General features: G+C 49.7%; 12 protein-coding genes. 2 read left to right on the top strand and 10 right to left on the bottom strand.

All coding sequences use genetic code 11. The features are described 5' to 3' along the window. Nucleotides 1–19: 19 nt before the first annotated feature. From GCU44_RS09070 to GCU44_RS09055, 4 genes are all read right to left on the bottom strand, one after another. Nucleotides 20–1,000: a formylglycine-generating enzyme family protein gene (locus GCU44_RS09070; RefSeq protein WP_154856104.1), complete on the bottom strand. Its 981-nt coding sequence runs from the start codon at nt 998–1,000 to the stop codon at nt 20–22. Nucleotides 1,001–1,339: 339 nt separating this feature from the next. After that, nucleotides 1,340–4,168: an excinuclease ABC subunit UvrA gene (gene uvrA / locus GCU44_RS09065; protein ID WP_154856102.1), complete on the bottom strand. Its 2,829-nt coding sequence runs from the start codon at nt 4,166–4,168 to the stop codon at nt 1,340–1,342. A 71-nt stretch (nt 4,169–4,239) separates the two neighbouring features. Next, nucleotides 4,240–6,357, bottom strand: coding sequence for a hypothetical protein (locus GCU44_RS09060; protein WP_154856100.1), 2,118 nt, complete (start codon nt 6,355–6,357; stop codon nt 4,240–4,242). A gap of 127 nt (nt 6,358–6,484) precedes the next feature. Next, on the bottom strand, nt 6,485–8,077 hold the full coding sequence (locus tag GCU44_RS09055; RefSeq protein ID WP_154856097.1) for an ATP-dependent DNA helicase: 1,593 nt from the start codon (nt 8,075–8,077) through the stop codon (nt 6,485–6,487). Between the two features lie 118 nt (nt 8,078–8,195). Here GCU44_RS09055 and GCU44_RS09050 point away from each other — a divergent pair, with 118 nt between their 5' ends. Then, nucleotides 8,196–9,275, top strand: a complete 1,080-nt coding sequence (locus GCU44_RS09050; RefSeq protein ID WP_154856095.1) for an endonuclease/exonuclease/phosphatase family protein — start codon at nt 8,196–8,198, stop codon at nt 9,273–9,275. On the opposite strand, the gene GCU44_RS09045 is transcribed toward GCU44_RS09050, so the two are convergent. The 3 genes from GCU44_RS09045 to GCU44_RS09035 are packed head-to-tail and all read right to left on the bottom strand — an operon-like array spanning nt 9,276 to nt 11,881. Then, nucleotides 9,276–10,199 (bottom strand): sugar phosphate isomerase/epimerase family protein, encoded by a 924-nt coding sequence (locus GCU44_RS09045; RefSeq protein WP_154856093.1) that lies wholly within the window; start codon nt 10,197–10,199, stop codon nt 9,276–9,278. Nucleotides 10,200–10,210: 11 nt separating this feature from the next. After that, a complete protein-coding gene (locus GCU44_RS09040) occupies nt 10,211–11,365 on the bottom strand; it encodes a methionine aminotransferase (RefSeq protein ID WP_154856091.1) in 1,155 nt (384 codons plus the stop codon). 54 nt (nt 11,366–11,419) lie between these two features. Beyond that, entirely contained in the window at nt 11,420–11,881 is a 462-nt protein-coding gene (locus GCU44_RS09035; protein ID WP_154856089.1) for a GlcG/HbpS family heme-binding protein, read from the bottom strand. A 107-nt stretch (nt 11,882–11,988) separates the two neighbouring features. On the opposite strand from GCU44_RS09035, the gene GCU44_RS09030 reads away from it, so the two are divergent. Then, nucleotides 11,989–12,411 carry a secondary thiamine-phosphate synthase enzyme YjbQ gene (locus tag GCU44_RS09030; protein ID WP_154856087.1) on the top strand — a complete coding sequence of 141 codons (423 nt, stop codon included), beginning with the start codon at nt 11,989–11,991 and terminating at the stop codon, nt 12,409–12,411. 451 nt (nt 12,412–12,862) lie between these two features. Here GCU44_RS09030 and dgt read toward each other — a convergent pair whose 3' ends face one another. From dgt to GCU44_RS09015, 3 genes are read right to left on the bottom strand one after another with little or no spacing between them, the layout of a single operon-like run. After that, on the bottom strand, nt 12,863–14,191 hold the full coding sequence (dgt, locus tag GCU44_RS09025; protein WP_154856085.1) for a dGTP triphosphohydrolase: 1,329 nt from the start codon (nt 14,189–14,191) through the stop codon (nt 12,863–12,865). A 46-nt stretch (nt 14,192–14,237) separates the two neighbouring features. Further along, nucleotides 14,238–15,659, bottom strand: coding sequence for a TolC family protein (locus GCU44_RS09020; protein ID WP_154856082.1), 1,422 nt, complete (start codon nt 15,657–15,659; stop codon nt 14,238–14,240). A gap of 14 nt (nt 15,660–15,673) precedes the next feature. Then, nucleotides 15,674–18,850, bottom strand: a complete 3,177-nt coding sequence (locus GCU44_RS09015; protein WP_154856080.1) for an efflux RND transporter permease subunit — start codon at nt 18,848–18,850, stop codon at nt 15,674–15,676. Nucleotide 18,851: the final 1 nt, after the last annotated feature.

The raw sequence follows: 18,851 nt of genomic DNA, 5'->3' as shown, positions 1-18,851 counted from the left end.
TGCATTTTGAGTTAGATTATTAATAGTCTTCTTCTGGTAATTTACCGAAATATTCTGCGATTTCCTCCGGACTTGGAGGATTGAGTGGACGTACGACCCGCATCCCCAGAAAGGGGGCCTCCGGGAACCACCATTGACTTTTTGGAATTTGCGGATCGATGCGTTTCCATTCGGGCGTACTGGCAAAGCGTTTGCTACTTTTCAGCTGCGAGGCCTCGCTGTCATAACTGCCACCCCGAATCACTTTGGGATACAATTCCTCGGATTCAATCAGGGGATTATCGGCCGGTTTCTGCCGGGCGTCGTAGGCATCGGCCTGGTAATGATCCTGTGTCCACTCGTTTACATTGCCCAAGATGTCGTACAGGCCCCAGGGGTTTGGCTCCTTCTGTCCTACGGTATGGGTCACGCCCTCACTGTTGCCTGCGTACCAGGCATAGGTACCCAATGCGGCCGGGTCGTCTCCGAAAAAATAGTCCGTTTCAGTACCCGCTCTCGCAGCGTACTCCCATTCTGCCTCTGTAGGGAGACGGAAAAAGACACCGGTCTTCAGATACAGCCAGCGGCAAAACTGAATCGCTCCGTATTGCGTCATGGCAATGGCCGGTTTGTTTTCCTTCCCCATGCCAAAGGTCATGTCCAGGTAGGGAATGGAGGGCCTGGTAAGTCCGTCTACCTCAGGAGTCAGGGGACCTTCACTGGTCGACGCCTCAAATCCCTTGTCCAAAAACAATTCAAACAAGTCCCAGGTGACCTCGTGTGAGGCCATCCAAAATGGATCAATTTTTACTTCATGCACCGGGCTTTCGTCCGGATCTCCCGCATTGCTTCCCATCCGAAAGGATCCTTCCGGGATCGGAACCAGGGAAAAGGACTTTCCCGTACCGGGGATTTCCTGCGTATACGGCTCAAACGCTTCTTCTACCTGATAGGCACTGCCGATAACAAGCACGGCAACGATGGCGCCCAAAAAAGTGATTCTCCTTACTCTATCTACCATGGAACTTGCTAAGAATAGCTACAATTAGTGTATGTAATTCGGCGGTACACCGACTCGGTATACCATTCGAATCGGTAAATTACTTTTATTTTTTAATAATTGAAAGCCCAATACCAGAGAAGGTAGATAGTTGCCGCACCCGGTTAAAACGGTGTAGGAATACGCACAAAAAATCTCTCGGCAAAAAGCAGCCCCGGATCGGGATGCACGCTAGTACCGTTGGGATTTGAAAGTCGTTGCCAACCTACTGGTTGAATCACTGCTGCGGAAAAAAAGCAATCCTGCAGTGGGGCAGTAGTCAGGGAATCGAAAACGTCTGAAAATAAACCAAGACCGAATTTATACCCGGGATTCCTTATTCAGCTGGGACAGATACCGTCCGGTATGATTTTCAATTTCCTGCATCAATTTTTCGGGTACGCCCTCAAAGGTGACCGTTCCGCCTTTGTCTCCACCTTCCGGACCCAGGTCAATCACCCAATCTGCAGCCATGATCACTTCGGTATTGTGCTCGATGATCAATACCGTATGTCCCTGATCAATTAACGCATTAATCGAATGCAACAGCTTTTTGATGTCGTGAAAATGAAGCCCAGTGGTGGGCTCATCAAAAATAAATAAGATACGATCTTTGGCCTTCGTTTCCCCCTTTCCTAAAAAGGAGGCTAACTTTACGCGTTGTGCCTCGCCCCCGCTTAGGGTATTGGAAGATTGCCCCAGACCGATGTAACCCAAGCCCACTTCCTGCAGGGGTTGCAATTTCTGAATGATGGCGGTTTTCCCTTCAAAAAAATCCATGGCTTCGTCGATGCTCATCGCCAATACATCCGCTATGTTTTTTTCCTGGTAAGTCACATCCAGGATCTCATTTTTGAAACGTTTTCCCTTACAGGACTCACAGGTCAGGTAGATATCCGCCATGAACTGCATCTCAATCTTTTGTGTCCCTTCTCCCTGACAGGCTTCACACCTACCTCCATCTACGTTAAAACTAAAAAACGCTGGTTTGTAACCTCGTTGGCGGGAAAGCGGCAGATCCGCAAACAAGGCCCGGATACCGTCGTATGCTTTTACATAGGTCACCGGATTGGACCGGGAAGATTTCCCAATGGGATTCTGGTCGACAAACTCCACCCGGGTTATCTTTCGAAAATCGCCCTCCAATTTTTCAAACTTACCCGATTCGTCCGATACCGTCCCCAGGATTTTTCCCAAAGCAGGATACAGCACTTTTTTCACCAATGTGGACTTTCCAGAACCACTAACCCCGGTTACTACGGTCAATACCCCAAGCGGGACCTTTACGGTGATGTTATTCAGGTTGTTTTCCCTCGCACCCCGGATTAAAATATATTCCTTCCATGTTCTGTTTTCCGTCTTGTGACTGATGGATTCCAGACCACTGATGTAGCGGGAAGTGTGGGTGTTTCCGGCGGCCAACAGTTCGTCCAAATTGCCCTGAAAAACCAATTCGCCCCCATGCACACCGGCATCCGGACCGATATCAATTACCTGATCGGCTGCACGAATGATTTTCTCTTCGTGCTCCACCACAATCACGGTATTGCCCAAATCCCGAAGCGACTTTAGTACAGCAATGAGGCGTTCTGTGTCCCTGGGATGCAACCCTATGCTGGGCTCATCCAGAATGTACATCGAACCAACTAGCGCACTGCCCAGCGAAGTGGCCAGCTTGATTCGCTGGTATTCACCTCCGGAAAGCGATCCGGTTAACCGGTTTAGCGTAAGGTATCCCAGACCTACCTGATCCAGGTAATGAAGCCGGTTAGAAATTTCTTTCAGCAGGCGCTGTGCTACCTGTTGATCGCTCTCGTCCAATTTCAGCTCCTCAAAAAATGTCAGACACTTGTCTATGGGCAGCAAAACCAGATCGGTAATGGACTTACCGCTGATTTTTACATACGAAGCATCCTTGCGTATGCGGGTACCTTTGCAGTCCGGGCAGGTGGTCCGTCCTCTGAATCTGGACAGCATTACCCGGTACTGGATTTTGTGCAGCTTACTTTCGATGAAGGCAAAAAAATCGTTTAACCCTTGAAAATAAGAATTTCCGGTCCATAAAAGCGCCTTATCCCTTTCGTCTAAATCTTCGTAAGGCCGATGAATCGGGAAATCAAATTTAATCCCGTTTTTTAAAAGCGGTTCTACCCACTTTTTGGTCGTCTCGCCCCTCCAGGGAGCAATCGCTCCCTCAAAAACCGACAGGCTCTTGTCCGGAATGACCAAATCTGGGTCGATTCCGAGCACCGAGCCAAACCCCTCACAGGTCCGGCAAGCACCGTAAGGGTTATTAAAACTGAAAAAATTAACCGAGGGCAACTCAAATCGAATGCCATCCAACTCAAACTTATCGCTGAAAGTCCTTCGCCCCTGTTCGGGAACCATCACCACACAACTGCCGTGTCCCTCAAAGAATGCGGTCTGCACGCTATCCGCTATCCGGAATTGGTTGTCTTCGTCGTCCAGATAGACGGATATCCGGTCTATGAGGATCTCGTACGCCCCCTCGGGTAAGGCCTCCTTTTCCAGCAATTCTTCCACGAAAAAAGCTTCTCCATCAATCAGCACCCGGGTGAACCCTTTCTGGAGTAGAATTTCCAACTCTTTTCCCGTGTCCCTCCCAAATACCAGGTGTAGTGGGCAACTGATTAGTACACGCGTACCTTCCGCAAAGGAATGGATGTAATCCACCACATCGGTGACTGTGTGGTGTTTTACCTCCTCACCGCTGACGGGAGAATAGGTTTTCCCGATTCTACTAAACAGCAATTTCAGGTAATCGTATATTTCGGTGGTGGTACCCACAGTCGACCGGGGGTTTTTGGTGTTTACGCTTTGCTGAATCGCAATCGCCGGTGATACCCCCTTGATGTACTCAACTTCCGGTTTTTCCATGCGGCCCAAAAACTGCCGCGCATAAGAGCTTAGGCTCTCTACATACATGCGCTGCCCTTCTGCAAAAAGCGTATCGAACGCCAGGGAGGATTTTCCGGAGCCAGATAGCCCAGTGACCACCACCAGCTTGTTTCTTGGGATGGCCAGACTCAGGCTTTTGAGGTTATTAACCCGGGCATTTTTTATGATGATAAAGGACTTCGGATCTAGATTCTCCAGTGTAGAAGTGTTCTCGGTACTGCTTGCTCCCATAACTTGCAAAGATACCAACCCAACCCCACAAATGACAAAATGTTCGGATAAAATCCGTTCCCGATATCGACCTACCGTTTGATTACTTTGAAGGTCTTTGCGCCAGTATCGGTCTGAAAGGTCAGAAAATACATGCCTCCTGGATACATGCGCATGTCGATGACGTAGCCCTCTTCGGTGCGTTCCATCAACGGTGCACCCTGGTGAATCCGCTGATCTTTGCTGCTCAACGTAACCTGGTACACTTCTCCGGGCAGCCCGACATGTATAAAATCTACCGTGGGATTCGGAAATGGACGGATAATTCTGCTTTCCGGGCTATTGGCCACGCGAATCACCTCGGAATACCCAAATGCGCCATCGTTATCCACCTGCTTGATTCGGTAATACGTCCACTCGGACGCAAACGCAGTATCCGTCGCCCGGTACTGCACACGTCCATTCGAGTTGCCCCTGGAGGGGACCGTTTCTTCCAGCGCCGTCCAGTCAGCACCGTCAGCCGAACGCTCAATGATAAAATGACTGGTGTTCTTTTCCTGCAGGGTTTCCCATGTTAGGCAGTTACTTTGTCCGCAAGCGTTGCCTTCAAACCGACCCCAGTGCAAAGGCAAAACCAAACTCACGAATTCGTACTCAAAATCAAGGGTATTCGCCCCGGTATTCTCGTAGTATTCCAGTACCATTTCCAACTGGTCGATACCTGCCAGAATATCAACTTGCGCAGTGTATTCCATGGCCGTGCTTCCACCGGATTCCCACTGCCCGGATAGCATCCAGGTCAGGCCACCATCCAGACTCAACCGAAACCCATCGTCCGCCCGCACAGCGAAATTCAACGTCCCCGGTTCTACGTCCAACCGCATCTTGTACCGCACCGAAAACCGATCGGTCAGAAAAGGACAACCGTAATCGGGCGTGAATGTAACCGGAGAGGAGGGTAAGCCATTGAAATCAAAGTCCTGTACGAATACCGCATTTTCCGTCATTCGGCCCAGGTAGTCCTGAGAATCGTAATTTTTGATGCCGGAATAAATGTGTCCGATCCATTCATTGATACCGTATTCCTCCTGATCCAAATCAGCGATTATGTCGATGGTTACCTCCAGTACATTGGAGGCAAAGGCATTCACCTGTGTATTTCCCTCACCATCAATCACCTCGTTCTCTGCCCTCCGGCGAAAATACCGGGTACCTGTCCAGGCATTGGCTGGAGTAGACATATCGTATTGGGGGATGTCGTAGGTAAGACCCGTGGCGCCCGGTATGGGAATCCAATCGGATTCCGTCGGGTTGGCAATAGTCGTGTATTCCCATTGATAGGTTGGCTCAGATCCTTCGGCAAATACGGCCGGACCCAGCGATTCAAACGCCTCCGGATCAGGCGCGATGCCGCAATACGACCGCACTCCGGCTGCATTCCCGGGATTGGCAATCTCTCCCGGACCAAAATACAATTCAAAATCAAAACTTAGCCGGTTGTTCCCCTCTTTCTCGTAATAATGCAGGTCCATCCACACGGATTCGCCTCCCTCGAAGGGAATGTAGTAATTCCGGATGTTTTGGGAATAGACAAAATTGTACAAACCGTCGCTGCCGTCCTTGTACCAGTTGTCATGTGTCACCGGGTCTCCATTGACGTCGGGGGTCAGATCCGAAACCGTTCCATTTTCAAACATGCGAAAAAAGGAACCGTCGTCGCTTCCCACGCGTACCCGGTAAATTCCGGGCTCAGAGATCGTCTTTCTGCTACGCAGAATTACGCCAAAATAGGAAAGCTGCGTGTCACAGCCTCCACCGACTGTTTGGCTGATACCCGTTGGAAAAAAATCAAGGTCCCTGCTGAAACCATCCACGCTATAGTCCGAAAACTGCGTATCAAAAGCAAGACTTGCGGTAGACAAAAAGTGCGTTCCATCGCGTAGCAAATAGCCTTTGTATTTACGGTTAGCGCCGGAAAGTCCCCTGAAATCCCTGTTCCAGTCATTTTGTGGCCGGTACGCCGTATCCAATTGAAAAACGTACCCATCCCAGTTGTCGGGCGGCCGAACCCAAGGTCTGCCAAAATTAACCGGCAGCGTGCCCTCGCAGGCCAATTGCGCCAAGCCTTCGCCTGGGTTAAAAAAAACCAACCCTATTGCGAATAACAATACGCCTACCAAAAACTTTTTTCGCTGTTTAAACCGTTCCAAAGCCCCTCCTTTTTAAAAATATCTAAAAACATTTTTATTGCTGTCAAATACAAATTTATATATTTAAAATGTATTTAACAAGAGGTTTTGGAAAAAAATTTTATCCGACCTGCTTAGCGTCAGGGAATTAGGACGACTTTTTTTGCGTTTGACGCATGTCCAGCCAGGGTCTAAGTTGTTGAAATTGCTTCCATTTCGCATACACCGTGATATCATGAATCCGTTGTACTTCCTGGAAAATGGCCTTTGCTGTCGAAAGATCTCCCTTTCTGTAGGCATCAAAGGCAAAGGGGAGGGAAGCAAAGGCCCGTTGCTCTTTCAACTCTTCTTCAATCTGCGACTCCTCCTGCCGCTGCAAGCTAAAATTCAAGCTGTCCTGACTTACTTTTACACTCTGCATGCCTATAGGTGCCCGCAATACCAGGCCCTCCAGGCTGGTACAACGGCTGAGGGCTACATAAACTTGTCCGGCTTCAAAGGAGCGTCCGATGTCAACGATGCATTTGTCAAAGGTAAGTCCCTGGCTTTTGTGAACCGTAATGGCCCAGGCAAGCTTCAGCGGAAACTGGGTAAACTTGCCGATCACCTCCGCGTGAACCCTGCCCTCTTTTTCATCAAAGGTAAAATCCACGTGTTCCCAGACTTCCCGCTCCACTTCCAGTAGGGCCCCCTCGTTGTTTTCTACCGTGACTTTGTTTTCCTCCATTTCGACCACCTTACCGATCATCCCGTTGAAGTACTTTTTCTCCGGGTTGTTTTTCATGAAAATCACCTGCGCCCCCACTTTGAGTGTAAGGTCGATGGGATCAAAAGGGGCCATGGTAGGCGGAAAATCCCCTTCCAGACTTGCCGAATACAGGCGCTCTTCCGTTTCTAGCATGTCCAGTTTTTGTTGATTGATTTGGCGAATGGAGTGGTTGTGGGTACCCAACATGATGTAACCCTCGTCAAGTAGGTCGAACCGATACGCCGCGGCCCGCTGGTTTAAGAATGTGATGTCTTCGTAGGTATGCCGGCTTTCCCGAATCCGGTTCAGCAAATCCTTGAAAACCTCGTCCTTCTGTCGGTAGATTTTTTTCAGGGAGATGTGGTAGGGCTGCAACTGTTGAAACGCATGCGAACTGAAAAAAAAACGCGTCTCGTAGTGAGAAGAAAGCAGGGACCAATCGTTTTCCCTAACCACCGGAGGTAGTTGGAACGGATCCCCTATCAGGAGCAACTGAACGCCACCGAAGGGCAGATGCCTTTTCCTTCGGAACAGGCGCAGCACCTGATCCAGCACGTCTAGTAATTCTACCCGTACCATGGATATTTCATCGATGACGAGTAGGTCCAGGTTTTTGATGAGGCTGAGCCGGCTCTTGGAATACCGAAAAGTATCGAAAATTGACCCACTGGAGCCGCTGGCTTTTGGCTGTAACCGGGGGTCCCCCGGTAAAAACAGCTGTCTTGGGTCAATCTTAAAAAAACTGTGGATGGTTTTTCCCTTGGCATTAATGGCAGCTACCCCGGTAGGTGCTACCACTACTGTGTTTTTGCTAGTGTTGATCCGCCGCAGCGTATGCAAAAATGTGGTCTTTCCGGTACCTGCCCTTCCGGTGAGAAACAGCGATTTGTTTGTATGCAAGGCAATTTCAAGCGCCTGAATAAACGGTTCGTTGGACATGTCCAGGCCACGGGCTTCGAACTCCCGCCTGAAAAAAGCTTTCAAAAAAGTCATCGGATTTTTTCGTTGATTTCTTGCTTAAAATTAGAAATAAATCTACCCCTTTCGTATATATTGTGTTTTATTTGGAAATAAAGTTCTCGCCACCGGATTAGTTAAACTACTTTTGAGCATGGAACTAGCCCTGAATCTTATCAAAATCTTCCTCGCCGCCTTTGGTATGGTGGCCGTGATTGCCAGCAAACTGAAACTGGGCCACTGGTCGGTACGCATGTTTGACTTCCCTCGGTTGCAATTGCTATTCCTCGCGTTTGTTACCCTGGTCCTGTTTTTCATTCCCTACCTGAACACCGATCTCTGGAACTTACTCTTACTCTCCGGAGTGGTCGCCAGTTTTTTCTTTCAGGCGCGAAAAATCTTCCCTTACACCGTTTTTTCAGGTAAAGAGGTTCAGAGCAGTACCAAGCAAGCTACCAAAGACGAAATTTCCCTCCTGGTTAGTAATGTATATACGCCGAACCGGGAGGCGGATAAGCTGATCTCACTGGTTCGTCGCTACGAACCCAACCTCGTTTTAACCCTGGAGTCAGATGCCTGGTGGGAAAAGCAGCTGGAGGTTTTGCAACCCGAATATCCCCAACAGGTCAAAATTCCGCTGGACAATCAATATGGCATGCATTTGTATGCCAACCTGGCCCTGGAAAACGTAAAGGTACACTACCTGGTAAAAGCCGACATTCCTTCGATTCACGCGGAAGCAGTCCTTCCCTCCGGGAAAAAAGTCCAAATTCATTGCCTGCATCCGGAACCCCCAAGTCCCAGTGAAAGCGACACTTCTGTACCACGGGATGCGGAATTACTGATCGTCGGGAAAAACGTGAAAAACGCGGAACTGCCGGTTTTGGTCTTTGGTGACCTCAACGACGTGGCCTGGTCCCGCACTACCCGGCTTTTCCAAAAGATCAGCGGCCTGCTAGACCCCCGAAAGGGTAGGGGATTTTTTAACACCTTCCACGCAAAACACCCGATGCTCCGGTGGCCATTGGACCACATATTTCTTTCCAGGCATTTCGTATTGAAACAAATCAAACGCCTTCCCTCAATCTCTTCCGACCATTTTCCCATGTACGCCCGGTTTGAACTGAGCCCCGCAAACGGTCAGGAAAATGAGAAAGAAAAACTGGATCAGGACGAAAAGGAGTGGACCCGAGAGACAATCGATGAGGCAAACCCACGCATACTCACCATTTAATTAATCGAACGGGATGTATTGCCGGAGGTAATTCCTTGCCGTTAAAATAGCCATTCGCATGTCTTCGCGGGATTTTTCGTACGCCTTGTCTTCCACCTCAATGCAACAAGGCCCCCGATAACCCACGTCGGTCAACGCTGCAAAAAACCTTCCCCAGGGAACATCTCCCAGACCTGGGATTTTGGGAGAATGGTACTCCAATGGATTCGCCAGAATGCCGACGCGATTAAGTTTCTCCGGATAGAGTTTGACATCCTTTAAGTGAATGTGATGCAAGCGCTCCCGAAACTCGTAAATCGGCTGAACGGGATCCATTTGCATCCACACCAAATGGGACGGATCGTAATTCAATCCGAAATTCGGATCGGGAATATGGGTAAACATTTTCTCCCAAACGGCAGGAGAAATAGCCAGGTTTTTCCCACCGGGCCATTCATCGTTTGTGAAAAACATGGGACAATTTTCAATCCCAATGCGAATACCTTTTTTGGAAGCATGACGAACGACCGCAGGAAACCGTTCGGCAAATAGTTTCAGATTATCCTCGATCGTAAGCGATGGATTCCGACCGACGAAGGTGTTTACCACGGGGATTCCCAGCTTTTCCGCCCCGTCGATCACCGCCAGAATATGCGAAAGTGCTACTTCCGCTTTGCGATCATCCGGATCCAATGGGTTGGGATAATAGCCGAGTCCGGATACAAAAACGCCCTTTTCCCGCTGGTAGGTCCGCAGGTGGTCGATTTGCGATTCGTCCAGGGCCGCCACATCGATATGCGTGACCCCGGCGTAGCGCCTTTCCGCCTTTCCTTTAGGCCAACACATGATTTCCACGCAGGAAAAATCGGCTGCCGCAGCAAAATCAATGACTTCTTCAAAACTATTTTCCGCCAAAATGGCGCTTACAAAACCTAATTTGAGCATGCAATCAATCGTTAAAGTTTGGAAAGTATCTCTCCGGCCTTATCCAGTATCTCATCGTCCTTGGCAAAACAAAACCGAAGTAATTTGTCGTCTTTTTTATCTGCATAAAACACGGAAACGGGCACCGAGGCAACCTTGATTTCTTTTGTCAGGCGGATTGCCAGATCGTAATCGTATTCGTCCGTAATCGCTCGGTACGAAACGATTTGAAAAAAACTTCCCTTGGATGGGGTGAACGTAAACCGGGAGGCTTTCAAGGCCTCGTTGAACCGATCCCGTTTCCGCTGGTAAAAAGCCCCCAACTGCTCGTAATGCTCTGGCAATTTTAGAAAATCAGCCAGCGCATACTGCATGGGCGTAACGGTACTAAAGGTGATGTACTGATGAATTCGTCGAAATTCCTTTGAGAGGGCTTTTGGCGCCAGGCAGTAGCCAATTTTCCATCCGGTGGTATGGTAGGTCTTTCCAAGAGAGCCGCAGACAAAGGTCCGTTCCTGCAATACCGGGTGCGTCATCATAGAATGGTGCACCGCCCCGTCGAAGACGATGTGTTCGTATACCTCATCGCTGATAATGTAACTATCCGTATCGCGCACCAGTTCCGCCAACGCTTCCAGGTCCTCTTTGCTAAAAACAGTCCCTACCGGATTGTGGGGCGTATTGACCATGATGGCTTTGGTTTTCGGTGAAATCTTCTCCTTTACCCGTTGCCAATCGATTTTAAACTCCGGCGAATCCAGGGTGACGTACACGGCAACGCCTCCGTTCAAATCGATGGCCGGAACGTAGCTGTCGTAAGCTGGCTCCAATACAATGACTTCATCGCCCGGATACACCACCGCTGTGACGGCACAAAAAATAGCCTCGGTAGCACCGGAGGTGATGGTGACCTCGGTTTCGGGATCGTAATCGACCCCGTACACGCGGCTGGTTTTTTCGGCCAGGCTTTCCCTGAAAGCCGGCACCCCGCTCATTGGGGCGTATTGATTGTAACCGTTTTTTACGTAATGGCTTACCAATTCGCTTAGCCGGGGAGAGCAGTCAAAACTCGGGAACCCCTGAGACAAATTGTAGGCCCCCTCCTGGGTAGCCAACCCGGACATCACGGTAAATATGGTCGTCCCAACGTAGGGCAACTTGGAAGGAAGTAGTTTTTCTTTCTGCATAAAATAAAAAGGGACCGGAAACGAATTCCCGGTCCTTCGTTGGTACACGTAGGATTAAAATGCCTCTACTCCGGCCGCGGCGATAATGCCATCTTGAGCTGAAGTCACGCCACTCACACCAATGGAACCGATCACATGGTCTCCATCCCGGATGGGCAGCCCCCCCTCCACGGCGGCTATGCCCAGACTAAGGAAGTGTACGTTCCCGGCCTTGACCCCATCTTCAAACACTTTGGTGGGTCTTTTAAACTTAACTGCGGTACCTGCCTTTTGGAGCGCTACGTCCACACTCCCAATTTGGGTACCATCCATCCTGCGCAGGGCTAACAGGTGTCCACCGGCGTCCAGAATAGCAATGACGACATTCCAATTGTCCTGCCGGGCACGGGCCTCAGCAGCATCCGATATGCGCTGGGCATCCTCCAGGCTAAGCAGACGGACCGACTGCTGCCCAATGGCTGGCAGGCTTAGTCCAAGAACCAGCGCCAGGCAAATTGTTGAAAAGAACTGTTTCATGCGTACGTTTTATTTAGGTTGAGGATTCACTTCGTCTTTAAAGATAAAGAATTAATGGGTATTCTTAAATGTTTTATATTTGAGATTCCACCAATTGAAAAAAAACGATGAAAATTTTCCAAAAAGAAATGCAATTGCCCGCCTTTAATCGGGGATTTCATCTCATCACCCGGAATATTGTGGATAACTTTCCCGAGCTGGCCAAAATCAACGCGGGTATGCTGCAGGTATGGATCAAACATACCTCCGCCGGATTGACCATCAATGAAAATGCCGACCCCACTGTTCGTCAAGACTTTGAGACGTTTGCCAATGACCTGATCCCGGAGAATTATCCACACTTTATCCACACCTATGAAGGCCCAGATGACATGCCTGCGCACCTGAAAGCAAGTATTTTCGGTGTTTCCGTACAAATTCCCGTTTCCGGGGGAAAACTTAATCTCGGAACCTGGCAGGGAATTTACCTGGGAGAATTCCGGGACCACGGCGGCACCAGAAAATTGGTGCTCACGCTCTTCGGTATCTAAATCCCATCATTACCGGATACCCTCGCTCTTAAACCTGTTTTCGGTAGTTTATCCACTAGTTTATCCACAAATTAGTCAGCGAACCGTAAGTTAGCCGGGAGCGATTTTTCCATCCAAATAAAAAAGTTGTTTGCCTGTAAAAAAATGCGCTTTATTTTTTTGTTACCAGGCTTACCTCAAATTCCGAAAAACGTGCCCTATTGAGCAGATAAGGCCATTATAGTTGCTACAAAAACAGTTTTACCCCAATTATTCAAAGTGAGGTGAAAAATCAATAAGGATTGCCCGTTCAAAGTCCAATAAAGCCCGATTCATAGCAACTACATTGCTGTTTTGAGGAATATGAGTTACGCCAAACCGATACCAGTGGACGGTCTGATCCGGTTCTCACCTATCGTGAAAAAAAAACGCAAAACGACTACCCGCTCCGGAAAAAATACGGCTACCCCGCTCAGGTATTCGGAAGTGAAATTCCTTTCACCCGCCGGTACAAGGAAAGCGCGTATTTATCGGTCATGCCAGAGACAAAGTCCAACAAGCCCCGCAGCAAGGGATAAGCAGACTGGCTCGACAACAGAGCCAACTCCTCCGGAAGCAGGCGGAGAATGCTTCTATTTTGGCCGGAGAATCGTTCCTTACAGAAGTGGTGGTGGTACAAGGCAGTGCCAAATGTTTCCAGCAGTCCCTCCAAAACCTGGTATCCGGCCGCTTCCTTTTCCAGGACCGGCTGCGAACGGTAAATTTTCTGAATGGACAAGCGGCTAATCTCTTGCAGCGCTGCTGCCGAAGGAATGCGATCGGTCAATGCCTGATCAAAGGCGCCCGTAAGCAGCAGCGGCTCGCTATCCCGAAACACCCGATCGGTCTCTTCTATGAGTTGATTGATGGCCATGGCCCGTAAAATGGCTAGCTTCTGACGGTTTCCCGGGTATTTCTCCAACTTCTGCGGAGAAAACCTGTCGCCAATAATGGCAGCGAGTAAGGAAATGGTCTTTTCCTGCGAAACCAATCCCATCGTACATCCGTCTTCCAAATCGATGATGTTGTAGCAGATGTCGTCTGCTGCTTCCACCAGAAAGGCCAATGGATGCCGCATCCAGCAGTTTTCGGCTAGCTGGGGAATGGCCATCCTATCCGCCAGCGTACGGTAATCGGATAGGTTGTTGGTGAAAAACCCGAATTTCTTCTGACTGCGGCGTTTTTGGTCAGCAGCCGAAGCCCAGGAAGGCCTGGGGTATTTGGTAAATGCTGCCAGGGTGGGTAAAGAAATGTTAATCCCGTTTTTTCGATCCAGTAGCATCCGAAACCCCTGGGCATTTCCTTCAAAACTCGTCAGGTCCTCCCACTCCTGGTCCGAACATTCTTCCCGCCAACGCTGACCGGTAGGATGAAACCGGAAAAAATCGGAGATAGCTTCCTCTCCGGCATGACCAAAGGGAGGGTTTCCAATATCATGAGCCAGTGCCGCAGCGGCTACAATGCCCCCAATGTCAAACGATTGCAACTGGGTGTTTTTCAATGCGGGGTATTTTTCCAGCAGAAAGGTGCCAGCAGATTTTCCCAAGGAGCGTCCCACGCTGGAAACTTCCAGGCTATGCGTCAGGCGCGTATGCACAAAATCCTGCTCCGGCAAGGGAAATACCTGGGTCTTATCCTGCAGGTTGCGGAAAGGTGCAGAAAAAATGATCCGGTCGTAGTCTTTTTCAAATTGGCTGCGTTGCCGCCCGGCAGCTGCGGCTTGAAAGCCCTCCGGTAGTAAAAGTTTTTCCCAGTTCATCATAGGGCCCAAAAATACGAAGCCCGGGAATGGGGAAAAAGAAAATTTCCTATTTCCAACCGCCGCCCAACGCCCGGTACAAATCCACCACCGTGAGAAACATCTCGATACGGGTGTTGGTTTTACTCAGTTCCGCCTCCAAAACCCGGGACTGCGCCGTAATGACCTCCAGATAGGTGGCGTATCCTCCACGAAACAGCTCGTTAGAAGTAGAGACCGCGTTCAAGAGCACGGCGGTTTCTTCATCCCGGAGGCTGTACACGGTACGGAGGTTTTCGATGCGTTGCAGCTGATTCATCACTTCCCGGTATCCGTCCAGGATTCGTTGCTGGTAATTGTACAAGGCTATTTTGTTAGAGGCTATTTCCCGGTCAAAGCCTGCCTGAATCCTGTTTTGGGCAAAAATCGGAGCCGTCAGTCCACCCAAAAGGCCGATCGTCAGCCCGCCGGGCATTTCGAATGCTGCCGGAAGACTGCGGTCGTTTAGCCCCACATAGGGCGTAAAACTAAACGAAGGCAAAAATTCCTTTCGTGCTGCCTCCACGTTGTAATTTGCTGCACGTAGTTCGTGCTCCGCTTGCTGAATATCGGGCCGACGCAATAACATATCGGAAGGCAGCCCCACATCCATCGCGTAGGGCAACTTGATTTCCAGCAAGGAGGACGCCCGGGAAATGGGCGCCGGAAACCGGCCCAGAATAAAATTCAGGTTGTTTTCCGTTTCGATAATTTCCTGTCGCTTTTCGATCGCTAGACTTTTCGTGGAGAGCAATTGGGCAGAAAACTGCTGTACCGCCAGCTCTGTGGCACGACCGGCCATTTTCTGGATCTTTATCAGCTCCAGCGCCATTTCCTGAAATTCAATGTTTCGTTCAATAGTTTCCAATTCGATATCCATGCCCAGTAGTTCGTAATACAACTTGGCTATTTCAGCCACCATATTGGTCACCACCACATGCCGTCCATTTTCGGTTGCCAGAAATTGCTCAAAAGAGGCTTCTTTCCGGTCCCGAAGCTTGCCCCATACGTCAATCTCCCAGGTACTTTGAAACCCGATAAAATTATTTTCCAGGCGGTTGACCACATTTCGGTCACCATTGATGGTGCCTCCCAACAGGTTGGGGCGAATGTCTCCCGAGCGGTACCGCACAATGCCGTCCATGGTCGGGTAAATGGCTCCCTTGCTGATCCGAAACTGGGTCCGGGCAATCTCGATGCGCTCGAGTGCCATCCGCAGGTCCAGGTTATTTTCCAAACCCGCTTCTATCAACTGTACCAGGTTGGGGTCATTGAAAAAGGCCTCCCAGGAAATGTCTCCAATGCTGGAGGAATCCGCTATATCCAGAAACGTTTCGGGCACTGGTTCCATTTCGGGCAACACCGGAACTTCGATGCTCTTGCAGGAATACGTCACAGCCAATGCGACTGCCGCTAACAGCTGAAGTAAGAATGACTTATTGGAAAAAAACATGAATCGTGCGTGGTTCAATTATTCGAAAAGGATACCGAAGGCGCTTCTTCTTTCAGGGCTGTTTCGGGTTCGGGATCACTTGTTTTAAAGGTGAAATGAGCAAAGATCACGTAAAGTCCGGGAATAATGATCAAGCCGAAGATGGTTCCGATCAACATCCCTCCGGCGGCTGCCGTACCAATGGATCGGTTGCCCAAGGCCCCGGCACCCGTCGCCATCGCCAGGGGAAGCAGCCCTGCGATAAAAGCAAAAGAGGTCATCAAAATGGGCCGAAGTCGGGTGACCGCTCCCTCTACCGCAGCCTGCACCACCGTATGCCCGGCTTCTCTTTTTTGTATGGCAAACTCCACAATCAAAATGGCATTTTTGCCCAATAGCCCGATCAGCATGATCAGTGCTACCTGTGCGTAAATGTTGTTTTGCAATCCGAGCACATACAAGGCGAAAAAGGCGCCAAACACCCCAACGGGAAGGGAGAGGATCACTGGCAGGGGAAGCAAAAAGCTCTCGTATTGGGCAGACAGGATCAAGTACACGAACAACAAACAGATCAGGAAAATAACGATGGCCTGGTTTCCAGATCCTACCTCTTCCCGGGACATGCCGTACCAGTCGTGTCCATAGCCTTGAGGCAATTTTTCCGCCGCTATTCGTTCGATCGCCGCAATGACGTCCCCGCTACTGTAACCCGGAGCAGCCGCTCCCTTAACAGTGGACGAATTGTACATATTAAAGCGGGTGAGCTGTTCGGGACCGTAGGCTTTTTCCATCGTAAGAAAGGAGGAAATAGGCACCATCTCCCCTACATTATTCTTCACTTGCAAATTCATGACGTCTTCCGGTCTGGCCCGGTACTGAGGCCCAGCCTGAAGCATCACATCGTACATCTGCTCAAAACGGACAAAATCCGACACGTACATCCCTCCCAGCAATACCTGCATGGTGCTGAGCGCCTTGGCGATGGTAACGCCATTTTTAGCCGCCATGTCTTGATCAATATGTACGACAAACTGGGGGAAAGTTGGGTCAAAATCCGTAAATGCATTGCTGATTTCCGGAGCTGCTTCAAGTTCCTCGATCAATTCGTTGGTAATCGTTGCGAGACGGTCCAGGTTTCCCGTTCCCGTCTGATCGAGCACCTTCATTTGAAATCCGCTGGAATTGCCAAAGCCCGAAACTGTTGGTGGCAAAAAGAAATCGATTTTTGCATCGGACACGCCTTCCGACAAGCCCCTGAATTGATCAAGTGTCTCTTGTATGGGCAAATCTTTACGTTCATCCCAGGATTTCAGGTTGACCATGGCCATTCCGTAGGAAGCGCCGGAAAGGCCGTTACCCAGGGAATAGCCTGCCAAACTGGAGACCGATTCCACCGCTTCGTTGCCTTCCAGTTTCGAAACCAGTTCATCAAGTACCTTTTCGGTTCGTTCCACGGTGGCACCCACGGGAGTTGTTACGTTGACGTAGACCATGCTTTGATCCTCCGTGGGGATAAAGCCGGTGGGCAGTATTTTACTGATACCCCAGGTCGCTGCAAAGAAAAACACCAGGATTAGCGTGGTCACTCCCCGCCGCGGAACGATGTACGTGATGTACTGGTAGTATTTCCCCTCGAAAAAGGTATACGTACGGTTAAACCAGTCAAAGAACCGCTGCAACAGTGTATGTTTCTTTTCCTTACCGTAGTGATTTTGCAGGAGTATCGCACAGAGCGCCGGGGTCAGTGTCAAGGCATTGATTCCTGAGATAAAAATCGCAAAAGCCAGGGTCAGGGAAAACTGCCGGTAGAAGATCCCCACCGGGCCAGACATGAAGGCCACCGGGATAAATACCGCCGACATCACCATGGTGATGGCAATAATGGCCCCGCTAATCTCCTTCATGGCAGCGAAGGTCGCTGCGCGAGGAGCCAAGCCCTCTTTTTCCATCTTCGCATGCACCGCTTCTACCACCACGATGGCATTGTCGACCACGATACCGATGGCCAAAACAAGGGCAAATAAGGTCAGCAGATTGATGGAAAATCCCAGCCACTGCATGAAAAACAAGGTGCCTATCAGGGCTACCGGTACCGCCAGGGTAGGAATAAGCGTGGATCGAAAATCCTGGAGGAAAATAAAAACCACGATAAATACCAAAATAAAGGCTTCCACCAAGGTCACCAACACCTCTTGAATCGAAGCGTTCAGAAAGCGCGACACGTCGTAGGAAATTTTGTAATCCATTCCTGCAGGAAAGGTAGTGTCTTTTATTTCCGCAACTTTCTTTTTCACGTTCGCGATTACTTCACTTGCATTGGACCCAGGACGTTGGATCACCATGATGGAGGCAGCTGGCTTGCCGTCCAGTTTGGCGATCCTGCCATAATTCAGGTTTCCGAATTCAATATCCGCGATGTCCTTCAAGCGTAGGATAGAACCATCTGGATTGGCTCGGATGACCAGGTTTTCGTATTGCTTGGGTTCATAAAACTTTCCAGTGTATTTCAAGACGTACTGCAGCATCTGCATGTCCTTACCGGAACTGATGCCCAGTTGCCCTGGAGCAGCCTCCACGTTCTGATCCCGAATGGCCTGCACCACATCGTCAGTCGACACTTTATACGCTGTCATCCGGTCTGGTTTCAGCCAGATCCGCATGGAATAATCCTTCGTACTCATTATTTCCGCCAAACCAACTCCGTCCACCCGTCGCAATTCCTGCAGCACATTCAGATCAGTAAAGTTATAAATAAAGGCTTCGTCCAGCGACGTGTCCTCACTGGCTACATTGATGTACATGAGCAATCCCTCCACCTGCTTTTCCACCGTCACGCCCGCTTGGATCGCTTCCTCGGGCAATTCGTTTACCACGGTAGAGATACGGTTTTGTATCTCTACCGCAGCCAGGTCAGGGTCGGTTCCGGCTTCAAAATACACTTTGATTATCACCGTACCGCGATTGCTGCTTACTGAGGTCATGTAAGTCATACCCGGAACCCCGTTAACTACTTTTTCCAAAGGGGTGGCAACCGTCTTCGCAGCCACCTCTGCGTTCGCACCCCGGTATTTTGCTCGTATGGCTACCGATGGAGGGGCAATGTCCGGAAACAATTCTACGGGCAGGGTAAAGAAAGACAAGAGTCCCAGCAGCACGAAAAAAAGAGAAATGACCAGGGATAAAACCGGCCGCTTGATAAATAACTTGAACATG

The sequence above is a fragment of the Cyclobacterium xiamenense genome (assembly GCF_009467825.1).
In the GTDB taxonomy this organism is placed as follows: domain Bacteria; phylum Bacteroidota; class Bacteroidia; order Cytophagales; family Cyclobacteriaceae; genus Cyclobacterium; species Cyclobacterium xiamenense.
Note: the sequence above shows the minus strand (reverse complement) of the source record. Positions and strands in the feature narration are given on the sequence as shown.